This window comes from Citrobacter sp. Cpo221 (assembly GCF_030332345.1).
Taxonomy (GTDB): domain Bacteria; phylum Pseudomonadota; class Gammaproteobacteria; order Enterobacterales; family Enterobacteriaceae; genus Citrobacter; species Citrobacter portucalensis.
Genome location: NZ_JAOWIA010000047.1, coordinates 25,742 through 41,727, shown reverse-complemented (window position 1 = coordinate 41,727; position 15,986 = coordinate 25,742). Strand labels below are relative to the sequence as shown.

Annotated in this window: 21 protein-coding genes; 10 read left to right on the top strand and 11 right to left on the bottom strand. The window is 47.4% G+C overall.

Features of this window, described 5'->3' with window-relative positions; genetic code table 11:
* Nucleotides 1-8: 8 nt before the first annotated feature.
* The 8 genes from OGY72_RS09650 to OGY72_RS09615 form a co-directional block, all read right to left on the bottom strand.
* Complete coding sequence (locus tag OGY72_RS09650) at nucleotides 9-230, bottom strand: DUF987 domain-containing protein (RefSeq protein ID WP_286547672.1); 222 nt, start codon at nucleotides 228-230, stop codon at nucleotides 9-11.
* Nucleotides 231-245: 15 nt separating this feature from the next.
* Nucleotides 246-719 (bottom strand): RadC family protein, encoded by a 474-nt coding sequence (radC, locus tag OGY72_RS09645; RefSeq protein ID WP_123267985.1) that lies wholly within the window; start codon nucleotides 717-719, stop codon nucleotides 246-248.
* A 67-nt stretch (nucleotides 720-786) separates the two neighbouring features.
* Entirely contained in the window at nucleotides 787-1,605 is an 819-nt protein-coding gene (locus tag OGY72_RS09640; RefSeq protein WP_286547671.1) for a DUF932 domain-containing protein, read from the bottom strand.
* Nucleotides 1,606-1,710: 105 nt separating this feature from the next.
* Nucleotides 1,711-2,049: a hypothetical protein gene (locus OGY72_RS09635; RefSeq protein WP_286547669.1), complete on the bottom strand. Its 339-nt coding sequence runs from the start codon at nucleotides 2,047-2,049 to the stop codon at nucleotides 1,711-1,713.
* 18 nt (nucleotides 2,050-2,067) lie between these two features.
* Nucleotides 2,068-2,613: a hypothetical protein gene (locus OGY72_RS09630; protein ID WP_125293060.1), complete on the bottom strand. Its 546-nt coding sequence runs from the start codon at nucleotides 2,611-2,613 to the stop codon at nucleotides 2,068-2,070.
* A gap of 58 nt (nucleotides 2,614-2,671) precedes the next feature.
* On the bottom strand, nucleotides 2,672-3,361 hold the full coding sequence (locus OGY72_RS09625; RefSeq protein ID WP_125293059.1) for a helix-turn-helix transcriptional regulator: 690 nt from the start codon (nucleotides 3,359-3,361) through the stop codon (nucleotides 2,672-2,674).
* A 195-nt stretch (nucleotides 3,362-3,556) separates the two neighbouring features.
* On the bottom strand, nucleotides 3,557-4,447 hold the full coding sequence (locus OGY72_RS09620) for a GTPase family protein (protein WP_123267980.1): 891 nt from the start codon (nucleotides 4,445-4,447) through the stop codon (nucleotides 3,557-3,559).
* An 84-nt stretch (nucleotides 4,448-4,531) separates the two neighbouring features.
* Entirely contained in the window at nucleotides 4,532-5,524 is a 993-nt protein-coding gene (locus OGY72_RS09615; protein ID WP_123267979.1) for a hypothetical protein, read from the bottom strand.
* Nucleotides 5,525-6,042: 518 nt separating this feature from the next.
* Here OGY72_RS09615 and OGY72_RS24775 point away from each other — a divergent pair.
* The 7 genes from OGY72_RS24775 (at nucleotide 6,043) to OGY72_RS09590 (ending at nucleotide 10,112) form a co-directional block, all read left to right on the top strand.
* Nucleotides 6,043-6,537 (top strand): putative zinc ribbon protein, encoded by a 495-nt coding sequence (locus OGY72_RS24775; protein ID WP_123267978.1) that lies wholly within the window; start codon nucleotides 6,043-6,045, stop codon nucleotides 6,535-6,537.
* Between the two features lie 93 nt (nucleotides 6,538-6,630).
* Nucleotides 6,631-6,852: a helix-turn-helix transcriptional regulator gene (locus OGY72_RS09610; protein ID WP_123267977.1), complete on the top strand. Its 222-nt coding sequence runs from the start codon at nucleotides 6,631-6,633 to the stop codon at nucleotides 6,850-6,852.
* 261 nt (nucleotides 6,853-7,113) lie between these two features.
* On the top strand, nucleotides 7,114-7,740 hold the full coding sequence (locus OGY72_RS24770) for an inovirus Gp2 family protein (protein ID WP_123267976.1): 627 nt from the start codon (nucleotides 7,114-7,116) through the stop codon (nucleotides 7,738-7,740).
* 47 nt (nucleotides 7,741-7,787) lie between these two features.
* Complete coding sequence (locus tag OGY72_RS09605) at nucleotides 7,788-8,375, top strand: YagK/YfjJ domain-containing protein (RefSeq protein WP_286547666.1); 588 nt, start codon at nucleotides 7,788-7,790, stop codon at nucleotides 8,373-8,375.
* A gap of 176 nt (nucleotides 8,376-8,551) precedes the next feature.
* Nucleotides 8,552-9,049, top strand: coding sequence for a UCP030791 family putative phage-derived protein (locus tag OGY72_RS09600; RefSeq protein WP_123267974.1), 498 nt, complete (start codon nucleotides 8,552-8,554; stop codon nucleotides 9,047-9,049).
* A gap of 408 nt (nucleotides 9,050-9,457) precedes the next feature.
* Entirely contained in the window at nucleotides 9,458-9,640 is a 183-nt protein-coding gene (locus tag OGY72_RS09595; protein WP_142879241.1) for a type II toxin-antitoxin system HicA family toxin, read from the top strand.
* A gap of 64 nt (nucleotides 9,641-9,704) precedes the next feature.
* Nucleotides 9,705-10,112 carry a type II toxin-antitoxin system HicB family antitoxin gene (locus tag OGY72_RS09590; protein WP_277281800.1) on the top strand — a complete coding sequence of 136 codons (408 nt, stop codon included), beginning with the start codon at nucleotides 9,705-9,707 and terminating at the stop codon, nucleotides 10,110-10,112.
* Between the two features lie 512 nt (nucleotides 10,113-10,624).
* Here OGY72_RS09590 and OGY72_RS09585 read toward each other — a convergent pair.
* The 3 genes from OGY72_RS09585 to OGY72_RS09575 form a co-directional block, all read right to left on the bottom strand.
* The gene (locus OGY72_RS09585) at nucleotides 10,625-11,752 is read right to left on the bottom strand and encodes a nucleotidyltransferase-like protein (protein WP_286547663.1); all 1,128 of its coding nucleotides are present in this window, start codon (nucleotides 11,750-11,752) and stop codon (nucleotides 10,625-10,627) included.
* Between the two features lies 1 nt (nucleotide 11,753).
* Nucleotides 11,754-12,377, bottom strand: a complete 624-nt coding sequence (locus tag OGY72_RS09580; RefSeq protein ID WP_286547661.1) for a Cap15 family cyclic dinucleotide receptor domain-containing protein — start codon at nucleotides 12,375-12,377, stop codon at nucleotides 11,754-11,756.
* A 546-nt stretch (nucleotides 12,378-12,923) separates the two neighbouring features.
* Complete coding sequence (locus OGY72_RS09575) at nucleotides 12,924-13,844, bottom strand: LysR family transcriptional regulator (protein ID WP_286547660.1); 921 nt, start codon at nucleotides 13,842-13,844, stop codon at nucleotides 12,924-12,926.
* Nucleotides 13,845-13,941: 97 nt separating this feature from the next.
* Here OGY72_RS09575 and OGY72_RS09570 point away from each other — a divergent pair, with 97 nt between their 5' ends.
* From OGY72_RS09570 to OGY72_RS09560, 3 genes are all read left to right on the top strand, one after another.
* Nucleotides 13,942-14,457: a DMT family transporter gene (locus OGY72_RS09570; RefSeq protein WP_286547659.1), complete on the top strand. Its 516-nt coding sequence runs from the start codon at nucleotides 13,942-13,944 to the stop codon at nucleotides 14,455-14,457.
* A gap of 61 nt (nucleotides 14,458-14,518) precedes the next feature.
* Nucleotides 14,519-15,235 carry a hypothetical protein gene (locus OGY72_RS09565; protein WP_286547658.1) on the top strand — a complete coding sequence of 239 codons (717 nt, stop codon included), beginning with the start codon at nucleotides 14,519-14,521 and terminating at the stop codon, nucleotides 15,233-15,235.
* Nucleotides 15,236-15,369: 134 nt separating this feature from the next.
* A complete protein-coding gene (locus OGY72_RS09560) occupies nucleotides 15,370-15,807 on the top strand; it encodes a YgiW/YdeI family stress tolerance OB fold protein (protein ID WP_286547657.1) in 438 nt (145 codons plus the stop codon).
* Nucleotides 15,808-15,986 lie beyond the last annotated feature (179 nt).

Genomic DNA, 15,986 nt, shown 5'->3' with positions numbered 1-15,986 from the left:
TTATAAGGTTAATTGAGAGTGACGCTGCGCAGACAGACATAAGGTCCGTTCCGATCCTGGCGTCGTTCGGCAAAGACGGCCAGAACACCTTTGATATCCTGAACTTCATGACCGTAGTAATGGCAGACGCTCCCGGACCAGCGATATTTCCCAGTACAGAAGCGAAACAATCGGGATTCAGGATGCAGACGATAAATTGCCATCGCCTGACTCTTACTGATGATTCTCATTAGTCCTTCCTCTTCTTATAGCCATCCATGCTCAGCAAACGACAAAGCGTCCCCATCACCAATGATGAAATGATCCAGTAGCCGGACATCGACCAGACTCAGCGCCTCTATAATCCTGGACGTAATGGCTCTGTCAGCTTTACTGGCATCGGTAATGCCAGATGGGTGGTTATGAGAGACGATCACCGCAGCAGCATTATGGCGCAGTGCAGATTTCACAATTTCGCGAGGATGGATTTCAGTATGGTTAATCGTGCCGAGGAAGAGCGTTTCATGCTCCAGCAGACGATGTTGATTATCGAGATAGATAACAACGAAGACTTCGCGCTCCTGCTTTGCCAAATAGAGCTGTAACCAATTTCTCGCGAAGCTAGCGGCAAGGAACGACTCACTGGGTTGCCGCTGATATTTCTCCAGTAATCGCAGGGCACGACGGATGGTACGTTGCTCATTCATCGGGAAGACCGAAGGCAAATTCAGTTCGGACATGATGGCTCCTTAAAAAAAGCCCCGTAACTACCAGCTACAGAGCTATAAACACACACAGGGATGTCATTCATGAGGCGAGTTGCAGCATATTTTCAGCCATTACCCACAGCGCGCGATTCAGCTTCACATCACCATCAATACCTTTAATTGCGCGGGTATGTGTGCGTCCTCCTTTTGCATTGCGACCATACAAACCGCCTTTGATCAGGTTCTCCTGAATACGCTGATAAGTTGTCCACAGATCCCCGGACTCATCCTGCCAGCGACGGGGGGCTAGTAGCTGTGATTCCGTCACGGGCTGATGCTCCTCGCCAAAGCAATATGTCAGTGCAGCTTTCGCTAGCGCCTGCTGAGCCGGTGGCGGAAGCATAAGTGATTGCATGGCATCCCGCTTTTCTTCCACACGGTCAAAAATCCCCAGAACCTCGTAAGCCCCTTCGATAACCCTCTCCACCACGTTGCCTTTATGCGGTACCCGCACTTCGCCAAACGATTCACCGCAGACCAGACCATTGCTACAGACAGCCCGAAACAATCCCGGCAACATCTGATAAGAACTAGAACCATCATGGCTGTTTAGCAGGATAATTTCCGGCACCTGTTTGCCGGTGATTTGTCCCTCCCGGCGCAGGCGGAGCATGTGTTTTGTATACTCACGTTTGCTTTCATCGCGAACGCGGGTCTGACAGGCAAAGAATGGGCGAAATCCCTCACGCTGGAGGTTATCCAGCAGGGTAATAGTGGGAATGTAGGTGTAGCGTTCACTTCTGGATTCGTGCTTATCTTCACTAAAGATGCTGGGCACGAATTGCATCAGTTCTTCATGGGTTAACGGGCGGTCACGACGGACCTGATTTATGCGGCCAAAGCGGCTGGCTAGTTTCATGGGCAATTCCTTCTAAGCGGTATAAAAGCAAAAGGCCATGCGTCCCGAGGGAGGCATGGCCCGAATGAAAGTGGTTGGTTGACTATGTGAAGACGTTAGAGAGAGCTAGCGACCAGCATAGATAATTTCAGCGCCAGCTACACCACCATCGACATTAACTAAAACATGAATACGCTGAAAAGCACCGTTAGCAGGGTCCATCACGGTATATTCAAGTACATGGAGTTTATTACCGGGTATAACCGGGTCACTGATATCTTTTAACTGTTTCGGTGTTTCCCAACGGGCGTCCGCTGCTGCACCACTCCCCAGTATGGCATCATAGATTTTCTCAGCAGTTTCCAGTGCTGACAGCTGATCCTGCTGGTTAAGAGCTGCATGCACAGTTGCCGATGCAAGGATCGCCATTGCCAGCGCCATACCTGTAACCATTTTATATTTCATTTATATTCCCCGGTTTTCCTACTGTGTCGCCGTCAGGCTGCGTTTATGCCATTGACCATCAGGCCCCTGCTCATATCCCATCCGTTTCATATCCCGCTTTAATGTCTCCTGCGGGTCATTTTCTGCGACCTGTTGTCCGATAATGGAAGCACAGACTTTAGAAAAATCCGCCGTATTTACTGAAAAAGCACCGCCAAAGGTGTTCACAGAAACAGAGTCAGATTTACTGAATGATTTAATGATCGACCGGATGTCTTTGGTCGCCATCGTCGTTTGCACTGTGTAGAACTGCGTCTGGGCATTGCACATCACGCTGGAGGGATACACTGTATCGTTAACACCAAAATTGCTGCCGGTCAGCCCAAAAGCACCGCGCCCATTGCATTGGGGCTTCATTTCAATCAAACCGACGGTCGAGGGTTTAACCCGGACAATCACACGCCCGTCTTCACTGTTCGTCTGGCAGAACGTACCGTTTACCGTCCAGGCTGCAGAGGCATTGAAAGCAGCGAGACTGATTACGACTGCAATCAGTGTTTTCTTTTTTGAAAAGCATTTATTCATTCGTGTTTCTCCTTAACGTAAGTATTGAACGGAAAGCGGGCATACTTTCCTGGCAGATTTACTGCCGAAAGGTATTGATGACATCGTTAATAAACGGGAAATGCGGTAGCGCAGTGATAAAGCCCTCACCGGAGATCAGGCTGCTGATATCATCCCTTTGAATGAACTTTTCTGAAGCCACTGTGACTGCACCGATAGTAGTCAGTGCAAACACACGGATTTCACTGGACTGGCATGCAACCAGATACCACTCTTCTCCGTAATAAATGAGTCGGTAAGGCTCCAGTGAGAGATACCGATGTCCTTCAGCAAGCACTGTGATTTGCTGGCTTTGACAAATTGCCTGAACCAGACGGATGAAAAACTCGGGAAACGTGACATGAGGTTTCAAAGGGGCATGCCAGATAAGGCAAGGAGATACCCTGCTCTCGTCAATCAGCATATTCACCAACTGCTTATCCTGGATGGGGAGTATCCGGGCGATACCTGATGCCCGGATAAATGAAAGCGCACCGGGAGAACGATCTCGCAGCCTGCTCTCACTTAGCCGGTAAACACCATCATCATTGCGTATATCAAGATGTATCAGGCGCTGATGTAGATCCCTGCGAAGAGTGCGCTCAGAGACACCAAACTCCTCTGACAAAGATTTCAGTACCAGCGCCTCACCACTCAACAAACGACTGATAATGACTGAAAGTCTGACTGCCATCCGATCATGACGCGAGTCTGATGTTGGCGATTCCATACAGTCTCCGCTGGGGATAAATAGATTGATATTTCATGAGGTTATTATGCCGGAGGGGTTGGACAGGTTATGTCCAGAAGAAACCGGTGAAGTGAAATAATCTTCTAGGCTTAATTCATTGTTTATAAATGAGTAAGCCTGTTATAGACAAAATGTTCCCCCTGTCGATGACACATCCTGTCCAGGTGAACGCATTCAACCAAAGATCCTGTCCCAAAGCCGCTCAGCGAGACGGACTAATTTCCGACGAAGCCGCCTGAGTAAAACAGCCCAGCCAGAAGAATACGCATCGGGGTTAAATACCGTATCGAATGCCGTCCCGGCAACATTCCCAAAAGCCTGACGGACAGCGGCTTCAGCCTCTTCTGTCTTATGTTTTAACTTTAACTGACGATAAACAGCACTACTGGCCTGTCCCGGCAAGGCATGCACCATCAGCTCAACAAGTGCTGGCAGGTTGTAGCCGGTGTGCGATGAAACAGCCATTATCGGAAATGAAGAGGGAAATTGCCCTGCCGTCTGCGAGCTAAGTATCGCCAGTGATAGCACCTGCTCTGGTGAAGGCAATGGCTTGCTGGTGGCAGGTAGCGGAGGGACACGATCAGATTGCGTCAAAACAAACAGAAAACGAGATGGCTCAGCCCCATATTCAATCAATGCACGATATGTATCGATATCTGTGGTTCTCGCACGATCATCGGCACGCAGCACCCAGATAATGAGATCCAGTTCGTTCAGTAAGCTTCGATAGAGGGACTGGTATTCTTCATCGTATTCAGGTGTTTCACCTACACCAGGTAAATCAACCAGTGTCATACCACATTCACCCACTTTCAGTACAAGGCGCTGCGGTTCACGAGTGCAGGCGGTTAAGTCATGAGTCAGGCAAACAGGCTGCTGAAACAGCGCATTGCAGAGAGAGCTCTTGCCTGAGCCGGTCTTACCCATAATGCCTATCACGGGCTGGTAGTGAATAGCTTTACTAAGGTGAGAGAGGATTCGTTTTGTTGCTTGCGGCGGAAGCTGGCTAAGGCAGGTATACAGGGTATCGCGAGTATCCTGCCATGACTCGTAATTTTCAGACATCATGTACTCCAGTGAAAATGCCTGCCGGGAAACGATTCCCCAGCGATTCACATGAGTAATATAGATGCAAAATTTTCTGGAATATTAATAAGGTGGCTTACAATGGTTGTTAATCAGAGTCTCTATGACTTCAGTGATAGTACTGTTTGTTTTCACACAATAGCTTTCCAGCTTCTTCTTCGTCGCGCTATCTACATAACAGTTAATGGGTTTTTTGTCCTTACGAGAGCGTCTGAGGCTATACTGACTCCATGAACGACTCATTTTATTAACAAATAATTCGCGTGCGTCGTCTCCCCCCTCCCATAACTCAAATGCGGCTTGAACGGCCAAGACATACTCACCCAAGTCAGATTCATCAGGGCGATAATTACTTGTGAAACTCCCACCAGTAACGCTTGTCGAAGGATTATCCTTATTTCTTTTTATTGAATATTTCCTTTGATAATCAGATATATAATCCCATGCCCATTTACATGCGCCTTCATCTTTTGCAACTAACCATGCTGGAGATAACCTGATCCGCCTCTCATTAATAAACTCATTTTTTAGCCTGCCCAGTAGTTCCCCTTTTGTGTACACGTGATCTGAATGAACGATAATCAAACTGTCCAGATAGTCAATAACCCACTTAAGGCGCTCAGGCTGGCTGGTACATGCCATATCGAATAATTTGTGTTCGTCCTCCCTAGTGAGTCTGCGGAGGAAACTATCCTCATCTCCCCATCGAAGTTTTGGATCACGGAAAAATATCGCATGTTTTTGCACCTTGAGCCGCCACCATAGATAAAGGGTCGCAACAGGATTTCTGCTAAGCCAGTCCATGTCAGCGTCGGAAAGAATATTTTCTTTCACAGCAACCTCCAACTCCTGGAGTTTGTCCTCCAACCTTATGCCCTGAGTCCCTGCAGCAGGTAACGAACTCAGCATCTCATTAATCTGCCGATTCAGAGTTTCGAGGTTGTTTCCGGTTTTACCTGGAAGAGATAATTTTTCAATTTTACTCAACCAGCTCAATGCAAACTGACACTCTCTTTCGCTCTCAAAACTAACCAGTCTCCGCACTGCAGAATCCATATCTCCCCCTTCCTTTGTGTTTAAAATTTCACCAAACCGAGTCCGTTATTGAATAGCCAGTATGATTAATAAATGAAGATTTAAACATAAAATATCGTCTTAAACGTGATGATAAACACATTAAATATTGCATTAAAAAAGTCGATTTAAAGAGTCTTCATTGACAGAAAAATGAGTAAATGTTGAAGCTAAACAACAAAACAATCTCAATGCAACCTTATGAAATAATGAAACATTAAATCAAATAAATGCTTGATAAGCACTAAATAAACAAATGATAAAACACAACAAATTAAATCCCTACAAACTTGCAGGCGATTAGAGTTCTATTCAACGTTATTATTTACGAATTGGGTCCAATCCTCTGGGACTGTGCTTCATGAAACTGTGCAGTGCCCATACCAAAATTAACAATTCAGGGTCACTTCCGGTTAGACGGTAGTGGATGTGTAAATGCATTACGGCTTCGTAGGGGAGAGTTGAGAGCGGCAATCCTGTTCCATTCTCTATGGGTAGGCATGGCCTCAGAACAGAATCTACTTGTTAGCGAATATCTATCACCTTTCTTACGTGGAGCTCTAACCATGCAATATGTAACAACTATAAGTCATGCCGTCAGTAGCTACGGCGAACTGGTAAATACTCGAACGCCCGGCCTACAGGATGGTGAATTTTTTCTATGCGCAGCCTGTAGCAGCACCCTAAAGCTCATCACTAACCACAATGGGATCAAGCAATTTGTGCATACCCTTCATAACAACGTAGCCATTATTAAGGCTATCGACTGCCCCTGGAGACCCCGAGAGCACAAACGGCAGATGAAGCAAGCCACTGTGGCTGGAATATGGTTCTGCGTTTTATGTAACCGTCGTTATAAGGGCAACAAACAATGTCCTTCCTGTGAAGACTGGACTTGTTCTCGGTTGATTGAAGAGTTACCAGAACATGAGAGCAAAAACGGGTTTGAATCTTTTCCCGGTGCCAGTGAGGAACCAGTCTGGAGTCTTTTTTAACATCGCTCCCTATCCTGTGAAGGAGATGACCGTTCCTCTATACAGAGCAACAGAACTCAACTCCTGACTAATCAACATAACAGGAGAAATGACATGCTAGATAACACATCTGTACTCCCGGATCTGATGAGTGACATGCTTGTGGACATGGTTTTCATTACCACTTTACTGAAGGTGACAGATAAATGGATTTATCAGCTAATCAAAACTAATCGATTCCCTGCACCCATTAAACTGGGCAGGTGCTCCCGGTGGCGTAAGAGCGAGGTTGAGGCATGGTTACAAGAGAAAATTGATGCCTCAGGAAGAGGATAATTCCAGAATCATTTTCCGCCACAGATAACGTGAAAGTGGTTTCATTTCGCCCACTGTAGCAAGGAGGTTTAAAGGATTTGATGTCGGTATAGATTTATTAGTATTCAATAAGTTAATTCAATCACTACATTCATATCTCATTCAATCAGTAGTAACTCACACAACTAATCCCCTGATCGTATACTCCTGCTACATTAGCCATGGCGGGTACTCTTACGTCTGGCATCGGGGGATTCACTTTACCTGGAGAAGGATTAAAACATGTCTTCCCGATACACATATAACTCTCACTACGAAGAACGTATTCAACAGACCATTGAATCAGCATTACTCAGACACCCCAGATTATCCTGTATTTTCACCGTGCTGCATTTTCCCGTCCGAGGAGATTCAAGACAGGATGCCGCAGTGATATCCCGATTTTTTGAGGCGCTGAAATATCAAATCAGGTCCTGGATGGTGGGAAAGTCTGCTCTAGGGAAACGAGTCCACCCTACTACGCTCCAATATGTCTGGGTACGCGAATTCGGAGGTATCACGGGTAACAAGCACTATCATGTTCTTTTGCTGCTCAATAAAGACACGTTTCACACTTTGGGACAATACTCCGCTCTACAGGAAGGCACTCTGTCTCTAGCAAACCTCATTCAAAAAGCATGGTGTAGTGCCCTAAATCTTCCCTGGTATCCACAAAATGCTTCCCTTGTTGCCTTTCCCCCTCGGCTGCCCTGTATGCATATCGACAAGCACACAAACGAACAGGATCAGCATCAGATATGTCAACGAGCTCGCTACATGGCCAAAGAGTCAACTAAGTACTCCGGTGATGGCGAACGTTCCTTCGGATGCAGCCGTCCAGACCCTGTATTGATTACCCCTGACGTTTAACTCCCCCCTTATAAAGTAAAAATCACCTGATGTTTATGGAGAATTAGATGCAACATTTTATTAGTCTCAACTCAAGGTATCAGCCATCCTACCCTCCGTATCTGGACAAAATGAGCTCAGTCATCAGACAGGCATTGAAAGCTCATTCACGATTGCTGGTGGTCAGAATGGAGTTGTGGTCTGACATTGATACGCTGGTTAACCGACGCCGAAACCTGTCCAGCAGTTTCATCGAATCATTGGGAACATCATTATCGGAAAAGACATGGGGTGCGAATACACCACCGGTAAAACCAGACTTTCTGTGGACAAGCGATGAACTCAGGCCTTTTTATCATGCGGTCGTCTTTCTGGACCAAGACATGGTCTGGAATAGCCTACCTATGCATACAAGGATTCCTGTACTGGACTCCTTACTTCGCGGGGCATGGAGTAAAACGCTTGGATTATCAGACACACCAATAACTGCCCCAGTTTATGAAAGAACACGTGACGGAATCTTTCTTCTGGACGAGTCCGATACCTTCATTCAGGAGGAGATCAACAGGCTGACATGGCATTTAAGTGACATGGTCCGTGACCGGCGTGGCGTAGCTTCCCCTGAAGCGCGAGCGTTGGAAAGCAGTGCCTGGTAGTTCCATTCAGAAAACCAGCAGTATCCTGTGAACGCGAAGCACAAGTTCTCCCCGAACTTTCTCTGCGCTTAAGCGTTATCACTTTAACACCTTGTAATATCAGGCGGATATGTATCAACGGGGATCTCCCCTTGTCGGCCTCTGTCCGCCATTATTGCTCTTTTCAGGACAACATAATGGATTTCACCACTGCACAACGAACTCTTCAGGCTGCTATTGACCAGTATCCCAGACTTATTGCACTGAACTTCAGTCTTAGCTCAGATACCAATGATTTAGAAGCATCCCATTCAAGATTTCAGGCCGCATTCAGACCACTATTGGAAGCATTCATAAACGAAAGAATTGATGCCGGAAAGACAGCGCCTCCTACACAGCTGCGCTATATATGGCTTCCGACCCAATCAACACTTCACGGCGTATTGCTATTGAACCAAAACAGCATCTGGCAAACCGGCAAAGATGGTGAGCTCTCGGACACCATTAGCTCAATAATTCATCTTCTTTCCCAAGCGTGGAAGCCCACGACAGTAAATCACTCTGTGAAGTGGCCGGTATCCTCTTACCTACAGTTGGATCGCACCGACTCAGAGTTATTTAATTGCAGTTACAGATTACTGTGGCAATACGTATCTAATCTGAAACTAACGCCCACTGAATCGCCACTGTTCTAATAGATATGTCAGAATCCATATGGATGGATTTACCGTGCTAGCTCACAGTTAACACTAACTTCCGAGCCTCGCTCTTAGCAGACCACACGCCTCTGCTAGCGGTCCGCTTTGTGCCAATACCGGACATTGCCAACATTTGTCTGTATCAATCTCAGAGAGTAGGTCCCCCGTTTGGCTGTTGGGTTACCGAGGCAGGTCTGAAGTATAGGGAGAACCTGACTGCCCTAAGCAATCCGCTAGTTACTTAGCCACGTTTCGTTGCGATTAGCTCATTAAATTTATCTAAAAATTAATAAGTTAACATTTTATACCCACCAATAACCACCAAAAAGATTGACGCAGTAGTTATGGTGGGTATAGTTAAGTCACCTTTGAAATCCGGGAGAATTTATTTGATGAAATATAACCATGAAAAATTTAGGCTCCAAAGAAGTCATTAATATGCTGAAAGAACGTGGATGGTGTTTTGTCAGAGCTAAAGGTAGCCACCACACTTTCATCAAGGAAGGGGTTCCGTACCACATCACAGTTCCTCATCCTGATAAGGATCTTGCCAAAGGTACGTTAAACAAGATCTTAAAGCTTATGTAATTCAGAAGGCACCACTTGGCAGTGGTGCGTTCGTCAAATTGAGTGAAAAAGTGGAATACTACATATGAAATTTCCGATCTATCTCCATCAGGCTGATAGCGGCAGTTTCTCCGGCTTCGTGCCGGACATCACAGGTGTGTTCTTTGCCGGTGATACAATCGACGATGCGATTAACGACGCTTACAGCGCGATTGATGCTCATCTCGATTTCGTAACTGAGTATGGTGGACCAGTTCCTGAAGCTAAGGAGATCACTGCGCATCTACATGATGAAGACTGTCAAAATGGGTTTTGGGCATTTATCGATATAGACCTGAGCAAGTATGACGGTAAGGCTGTTAAGCTGAACATCACACTACCTCAGAATCTGTTAGTAAAAATTGACCAATACGTGGAATCACATCGTGAATATGGTTCCAGGAGCGGTTTTCTTGCTGACCTGGCTCGACGCGAGCTACAGAAAAGCGTCTAAGTTGAATCAAAGTTACTTGTTAGAGTAGTTACTACCAATGGCCTGCATAACGCAGGCCATTGTCCTATATGACCGAATTTATGGCATATAAAAGCTGACCTGCCGCTATCACGGCTTGGCACTTTTACGAAAAGCTTGCCGCTGTCGTAATCATTGCTGGCCTGCTTGGTGCCGTATGGATCATGTTCATGATAGAAACCTTCACGCCTGATCTGTAACGCGAAAAGCCGCCATTATTAGTTGAAAGATTTCTGAGCGCTGCCGATACTCATTACAGTGGATGCGGGTGAGCCGGATAAGCCCACACCAGGCAGAACGCACCGCTTTCCCTGCGGTATTTCAATATTGCTGAACAGGCCGCCGCCAGGCGGTTTTTTACGCCCTTCTCCGGGCATTCGGTAAAACGCCTATTCTGCCGAATCAGACATAAAAAAGACCGTCCCAACGGGACGGCCTGAACGTGAAGCTGAACACGGTTTTTCAGCAGAAAGAACCTATAAAAGATGATTATACTATTCAACTTTTGAATTACTTAAGTACTCTCTCATACCCTCATCAATTGAATCCTTGTGAAAATGGGTATTCATTTCATTATGAACGGCTGTCAATATTGTATCGACTTGTAGTGACAATTTCAGCAGCTCATCCTTTTTTTCGTCGGTGTCAAATATCATTCTGGTACCATCAGGTACTTCCAACTTCTTTGCTTCGTCAAAGTTATGCCATAACCAGTCAAGCCAGCGCTGAGTTTCACCCAGTATTGCAAGCTCGTAGAAGTAACCTCTTGAGAGGTTTCCCATGTCAGCATGATACATAATAGAAGCAATATCAAAACTGCTGAGATTTATTTCTACGCCTTCCTCATGTGCATCTGCTTTAATATTTTTTAGTAATCTTATTGATTTCCTTAATCCACCCATCGTTGTGTTGCAGCGGCTCTCAATATAATTAATATGAAGAAATGGCGTATTATAAATGCGCTGGTTATCCTTTATGCTCAGAATTGCCACGCCTCTGTCAACTTCATTGCCAGTATCCTGATATCTGGCATTATTCCACCAAACAGCCGGGACTACATCCACATCTCTGGCTAAAGAGCCGCCTGTTATTTTCACTGCCTTGGAGTTTTCAGTGTGAACCGTTGCAGCCGGGAACGCAGCCCTGAGACTATCTTCAATTTCTTCCCGTAAGATCTGAAGCACATCAACAGCCTGTTTCTCGGATATAATATAACTGCTTGCTTTACTTCCTTCTCTTGAAAAAATAAATAGCTGTTCATCAATAGTAAGAATGTCTACATCGCTAACGCCTTTGATATGGATGTTAAGCGGCACAGAACCCTGCAAACGAAATGAAGCTGCAATTTCCTTTTTTTCCAGTCGGTTAGCAAGCTGATTTTCTATTCTCTTCCCTGTTTCGATGCTGACCCTCGTATAAACCGGATCAACTTCCTGCATGGCACCTAATGCATATTTTGTCGCTGATTTCCCGGATGCCCTGCTTTCCCAGGCTTCTTGTTGTCGGGATTTCTCCAGTAAGATCTCCCTGCTTTCAAGTCCGCTGTCCATTGCAAATATTTCATTTATCCCTCTTCTTCGTGTTCTCAACCTTTCGATTCGCGATGAAAAGTTATCGGCCATGTTATAATTTCCTCAGTTTCATTGTCCCAAAGGTATTCCGACCTCTGCCATTAAAATACTCACCATCAGCAGCTGTCAGGCTCTTATCAAAAGTTAATTCTGCAAACCCCATGTGCGGACTTAACTCTTTTTCATTTATTTTCGGATCATTTCTGTAGTTGTAAACTAAACGATAACCTATTTCGCCATCATTTATAATAGAAGCAGCTATGCTGTCAGAACCAGACTGTGAGGTTTGCAATCTTATATGAACTTTATCCCATGACTGGAATATGTTAATTTTAGCTTTCCATGAAAAAACGTCTCCTTCCTTGTTTTCTCCGCGCCCTTCACAATCCCACTCTCCAGATAGATCCGGGACGTTAATAATTTTTGATATTAACCTCCACTTCCATAACCTTGAATCAAAAATCCAGTAGAGAACCAGATACATTGTACCTGCACTTACAAGTGAAGATACTGTTGGGGTCATTACAGATTTCGCTTCAATATAAGAATGGCTTTCAAGGTAAGTGAGAATAAAAAAGACCAGAAGCCCTGATATCAGAGAAGCTAAGGATCCAATTATTTTACCTACCTTGCTCCTGTTAAAACCGCTTATAACAATATATTCATGGCTTTTCATATAATTCCCGAAAGTATGAGAGTGATAAATGCGCCGCTAAATTTCCTCAGAAATTTATAACATTATCTTATAGGAATCATCCCAATGCTACAGGCTTGTAGAATTTTCGTTAAAATCCTTGGTCTGCTTTTAGTTGCATCAGATCTACTTGCCGATTTACCGACAGATTTGGAAATTCGGTAAAACGCCAATTCTGCCGAATCGCCCCGCTGCGGCACGCAATACTACAAGCGCCGGGCCAGGCTACGCCGGTTCCCCGGCTGCGCGATTCGGTAAAACTCCGGTACAGGCGGATTTCCCCGAATGCGATTTACCGCCAGCGGAGTTTTTCTTCTTGATTTTTACAGCGTTCAGAATCGCGAGTTAGAAAATGTCATTCTTACATTAAGCCTATGTCCGCTCCTCGCTCGTAGCAGACCTGGAATCTCACTGGCTTGGCTGTTTGGTGCCAAAAGCGGACATAAATGAAGAAAGTCACTGCATCTGCTATCACGCCTCAAGGAAGAGTGAAATGATTGTCTCAGGCATTCACATTGCTGATGTGTTTTACCCGGCTTCCGACCTGAACGCTGCGCAGCTTTTCATAATTTCATGACGCAGCCACTGATGTGCCGGATCGGTATTTTTTCTGCTGTGCCAGGCCTGCTCATAGTTAAAGCCGGACAGAGGTAGCGGAGGCTCAAACCGGCACAGTGCTTCATGGTAACGCTCAGGTGTGACCGAGCGACTGGCAACAGTAAGCACGAGATCGGTTCCCGGAAGGAGGCTTACTGCCGCACTCCAGTGAGGCAGTGCCACGCAAATATGCCGTTTCAGTCCCCTGGCAATCAGTGCTTTTTCAATCTCATCGACGGCATCGGGTAACAGACCCAGCATCACATGTGGCTTCGCCAGCCACTCTTCCAGTGACAGCCTGCCGTTCTCCGGCATAAAACGCCGGTCGGCGAGGCAAATGAACTGTTCAGGAAAGAGTTTTTCTTTCTGTATGTCACCTGCCGCACCGGGAAAGATGCCGAGCGCCAGGTCGACTTCCCCGTCTTCCAGCTGCGCCAGCATCATTTCTCTGCTGGCCTGACTGATGGCCAGATCAAACCCTGGGGCGTTCTCCCGCAAATAAATAAGCAAAGGCGGCAGCACAATCCTTGCCGCATAGTCGGACATGGCGATACGAAAGCGTCGCTTCGCGGTTGAGGGGCTGAAAACCGGTGACCCTACCAGGTTATTCAGTCCGTATAGCGAGGCTTCAAGCGGAGGAAGCAGTGTCTGGGCTCTGGCTGACAGGGTCATTTTGCCGTTTTTACGGATTAACAGGGGATCGTCAAAGTGTTCCCGAAGCTGCGCCAGGGCATGACTAACCGCAGGCTGGCTGCGATGCAGCCTGAGCGCGGCCCGCGTCACGTGTTTCTCGGTGAGCAGCGCATGCAGTGTCAGCAGCAGATTGAGGTCAATCTTCCTGAGTTCATCCATCTCGTGCATATCCCCTATGCGTACAAACGATTTCAATAAATATAACTGATGATGAAAAATACCTCCATCGAGTCACCCACGTATGAAGAGGTATCGCATGTTGAGTAAGGGGTTAGTTTTAGCGTTCGTCCCGGTTGTCATGGCATTTATGGCCGGTGTGGTGCTGCCTTTTCAGGCTACCAGCAACGGCGCAGTAGGTAAGGCCCTGGGCCATCCGCTCTGGGGGGCCATCGTCTCACTTGCCGTCAGTACCCTGGTGCTGCTGCCTCTGCTGTGGGTGCTCAAGGTGCCGGCTCCCCGCCTGGCTAATGCCCTACAGGGCCCGTGGTGGCTCTGGATTGGTGGTGTACTGGGGGCGGTGTATGTCGCCAGTGCAGCAGCCTTCGCTCCGAAGCTTGGTGCCGGGGGCTTTATCGTCCTGGTGGTGGCCGGTCAGATGATCGCTGCCGTGATCGTGGATCATTTTGGTCTGATGGGACTGACGCCCCGTCCCGTCACGCACGCCAGGTTCGCCGGCGTGGCACTTATTCTGATTGGGGCAGTGCTGATCCAGTACACCGGCAGTGCCGCGACGGAGACCGCATCGATTGCTCCCGGCCAGGCCGGATCCTGATTCAGTCCGCGCAGCCTGTCTGGGCCCGTTTTAAAAAGAAGAAAACCTGAGGAGTACCTGCATGAATATCGTAAAAATTCAGTTCAGCGATGGCCGTCCGGATGTGACCGGTCTGGATGAGGTTAATCACGTCCTGGAAGCCGTTGGCGTTCGCGCAAGCACTATTCCAGTGCCAGCTGAAGCCCGACCGCTGCTGAAAGCTTACCAGAAGCGTGCCATCACCGAGGGCGAAGAGCGTCAGCTGATTTCCATGTTCAACCTGACCCGTCCTGAACTGATGGATCAGATCCGTCTCGCCGGTCGCGTGCCGGTTGTTGAGGATGGCGGTGAATTCACCACAGAAGGCGGTCAGTCTTCTTATCCGAAGGTGTATGACATGAAGGCCATGTCACAGGAGGTTCAGAACTTTGTGCTGAACAAGTACGGACGCCTGCATGTAAATACCTCTGATACCGGCATGGGTATCGATGAAGTGATGACGGTAATTGCCGGCGGACCATTTACCTGGATGTACCTGCTGCCTGATGGCGTCCTGGCACGCCTGACCGTGGCCTTTGTCGGCGAGCATGACGAAGCTGTACGCCTGAGCTACCCGGGGATCCGGATGCACGCCGGGTATATGGATGCCAGAGAAGGGCTGATTGTCGCCTTTGCCCACGGCCCGGATAACTTCGAAATTCGCTATAAGGCCGACATCGGGCACGCTCACCTCCTGGGTGACAACCCGTGGGTGGACTTCAGCGGCGACATGCCATCCCTGCACGACAAGCTGGCCTGACGGCCGCTAAGGCCGGCCCACGGGGCCGGCGCTTCAATTTTTTGTCAGCGCTTCCTGCAAAAGGCGCCGGCTGTTATCGCGCGCCTGCGGGCGGCTTTCTGACATTTGTCAGAAACGCTATAACCAGAGAATCTATGATGAAGCCTGCAACTGAAATCAAAACATCACATCCCTCCCGTCTGCGCTCCGTACTGGCCATTGCGCTTTTTGCTTGTTCTCCACTGCTGGCACAGGCGAAAGACGGTGGATATCTGAATCATGAGGCCGAGGCGCAGAAGGGCGACTTATACGCCGGGCATTTCCTGAAAAAGGAATATGCCCAGTCGCGTATCGTAAATCTCAGGGATTACAGCAATAACACCTGGATAACACTTGAAGGCAACATCATCAGCCAGACCAAGAACAAGGAGTTTGTGTTCCGTGATACCACCGGGAGCATCCCGATCGTCGTTGAAGACAGCGCGTGGCATGGCCATGAGGTGGACGCTATTGAGGTCGTTCGCGTTCACGGCCTTCTGACACGCGAGAACGTTAAGCCGGTGATGTATGTAAGTGATCTGACGCTTCCTTAATCACGAGCCACACAGGCCATGCCCGCAGCAACTACGGGCATGGCCTGAACCTGCCTGATGTGAATCCACCTGCAGGTTCCGGACGTCCGCGGCTTATTCATCACCACCAGTAAATTAGTAAATTGCTTTATCGTTATTTCAGTAAATATTTCTTTCACGGAAAATACCGTCAGTTAATT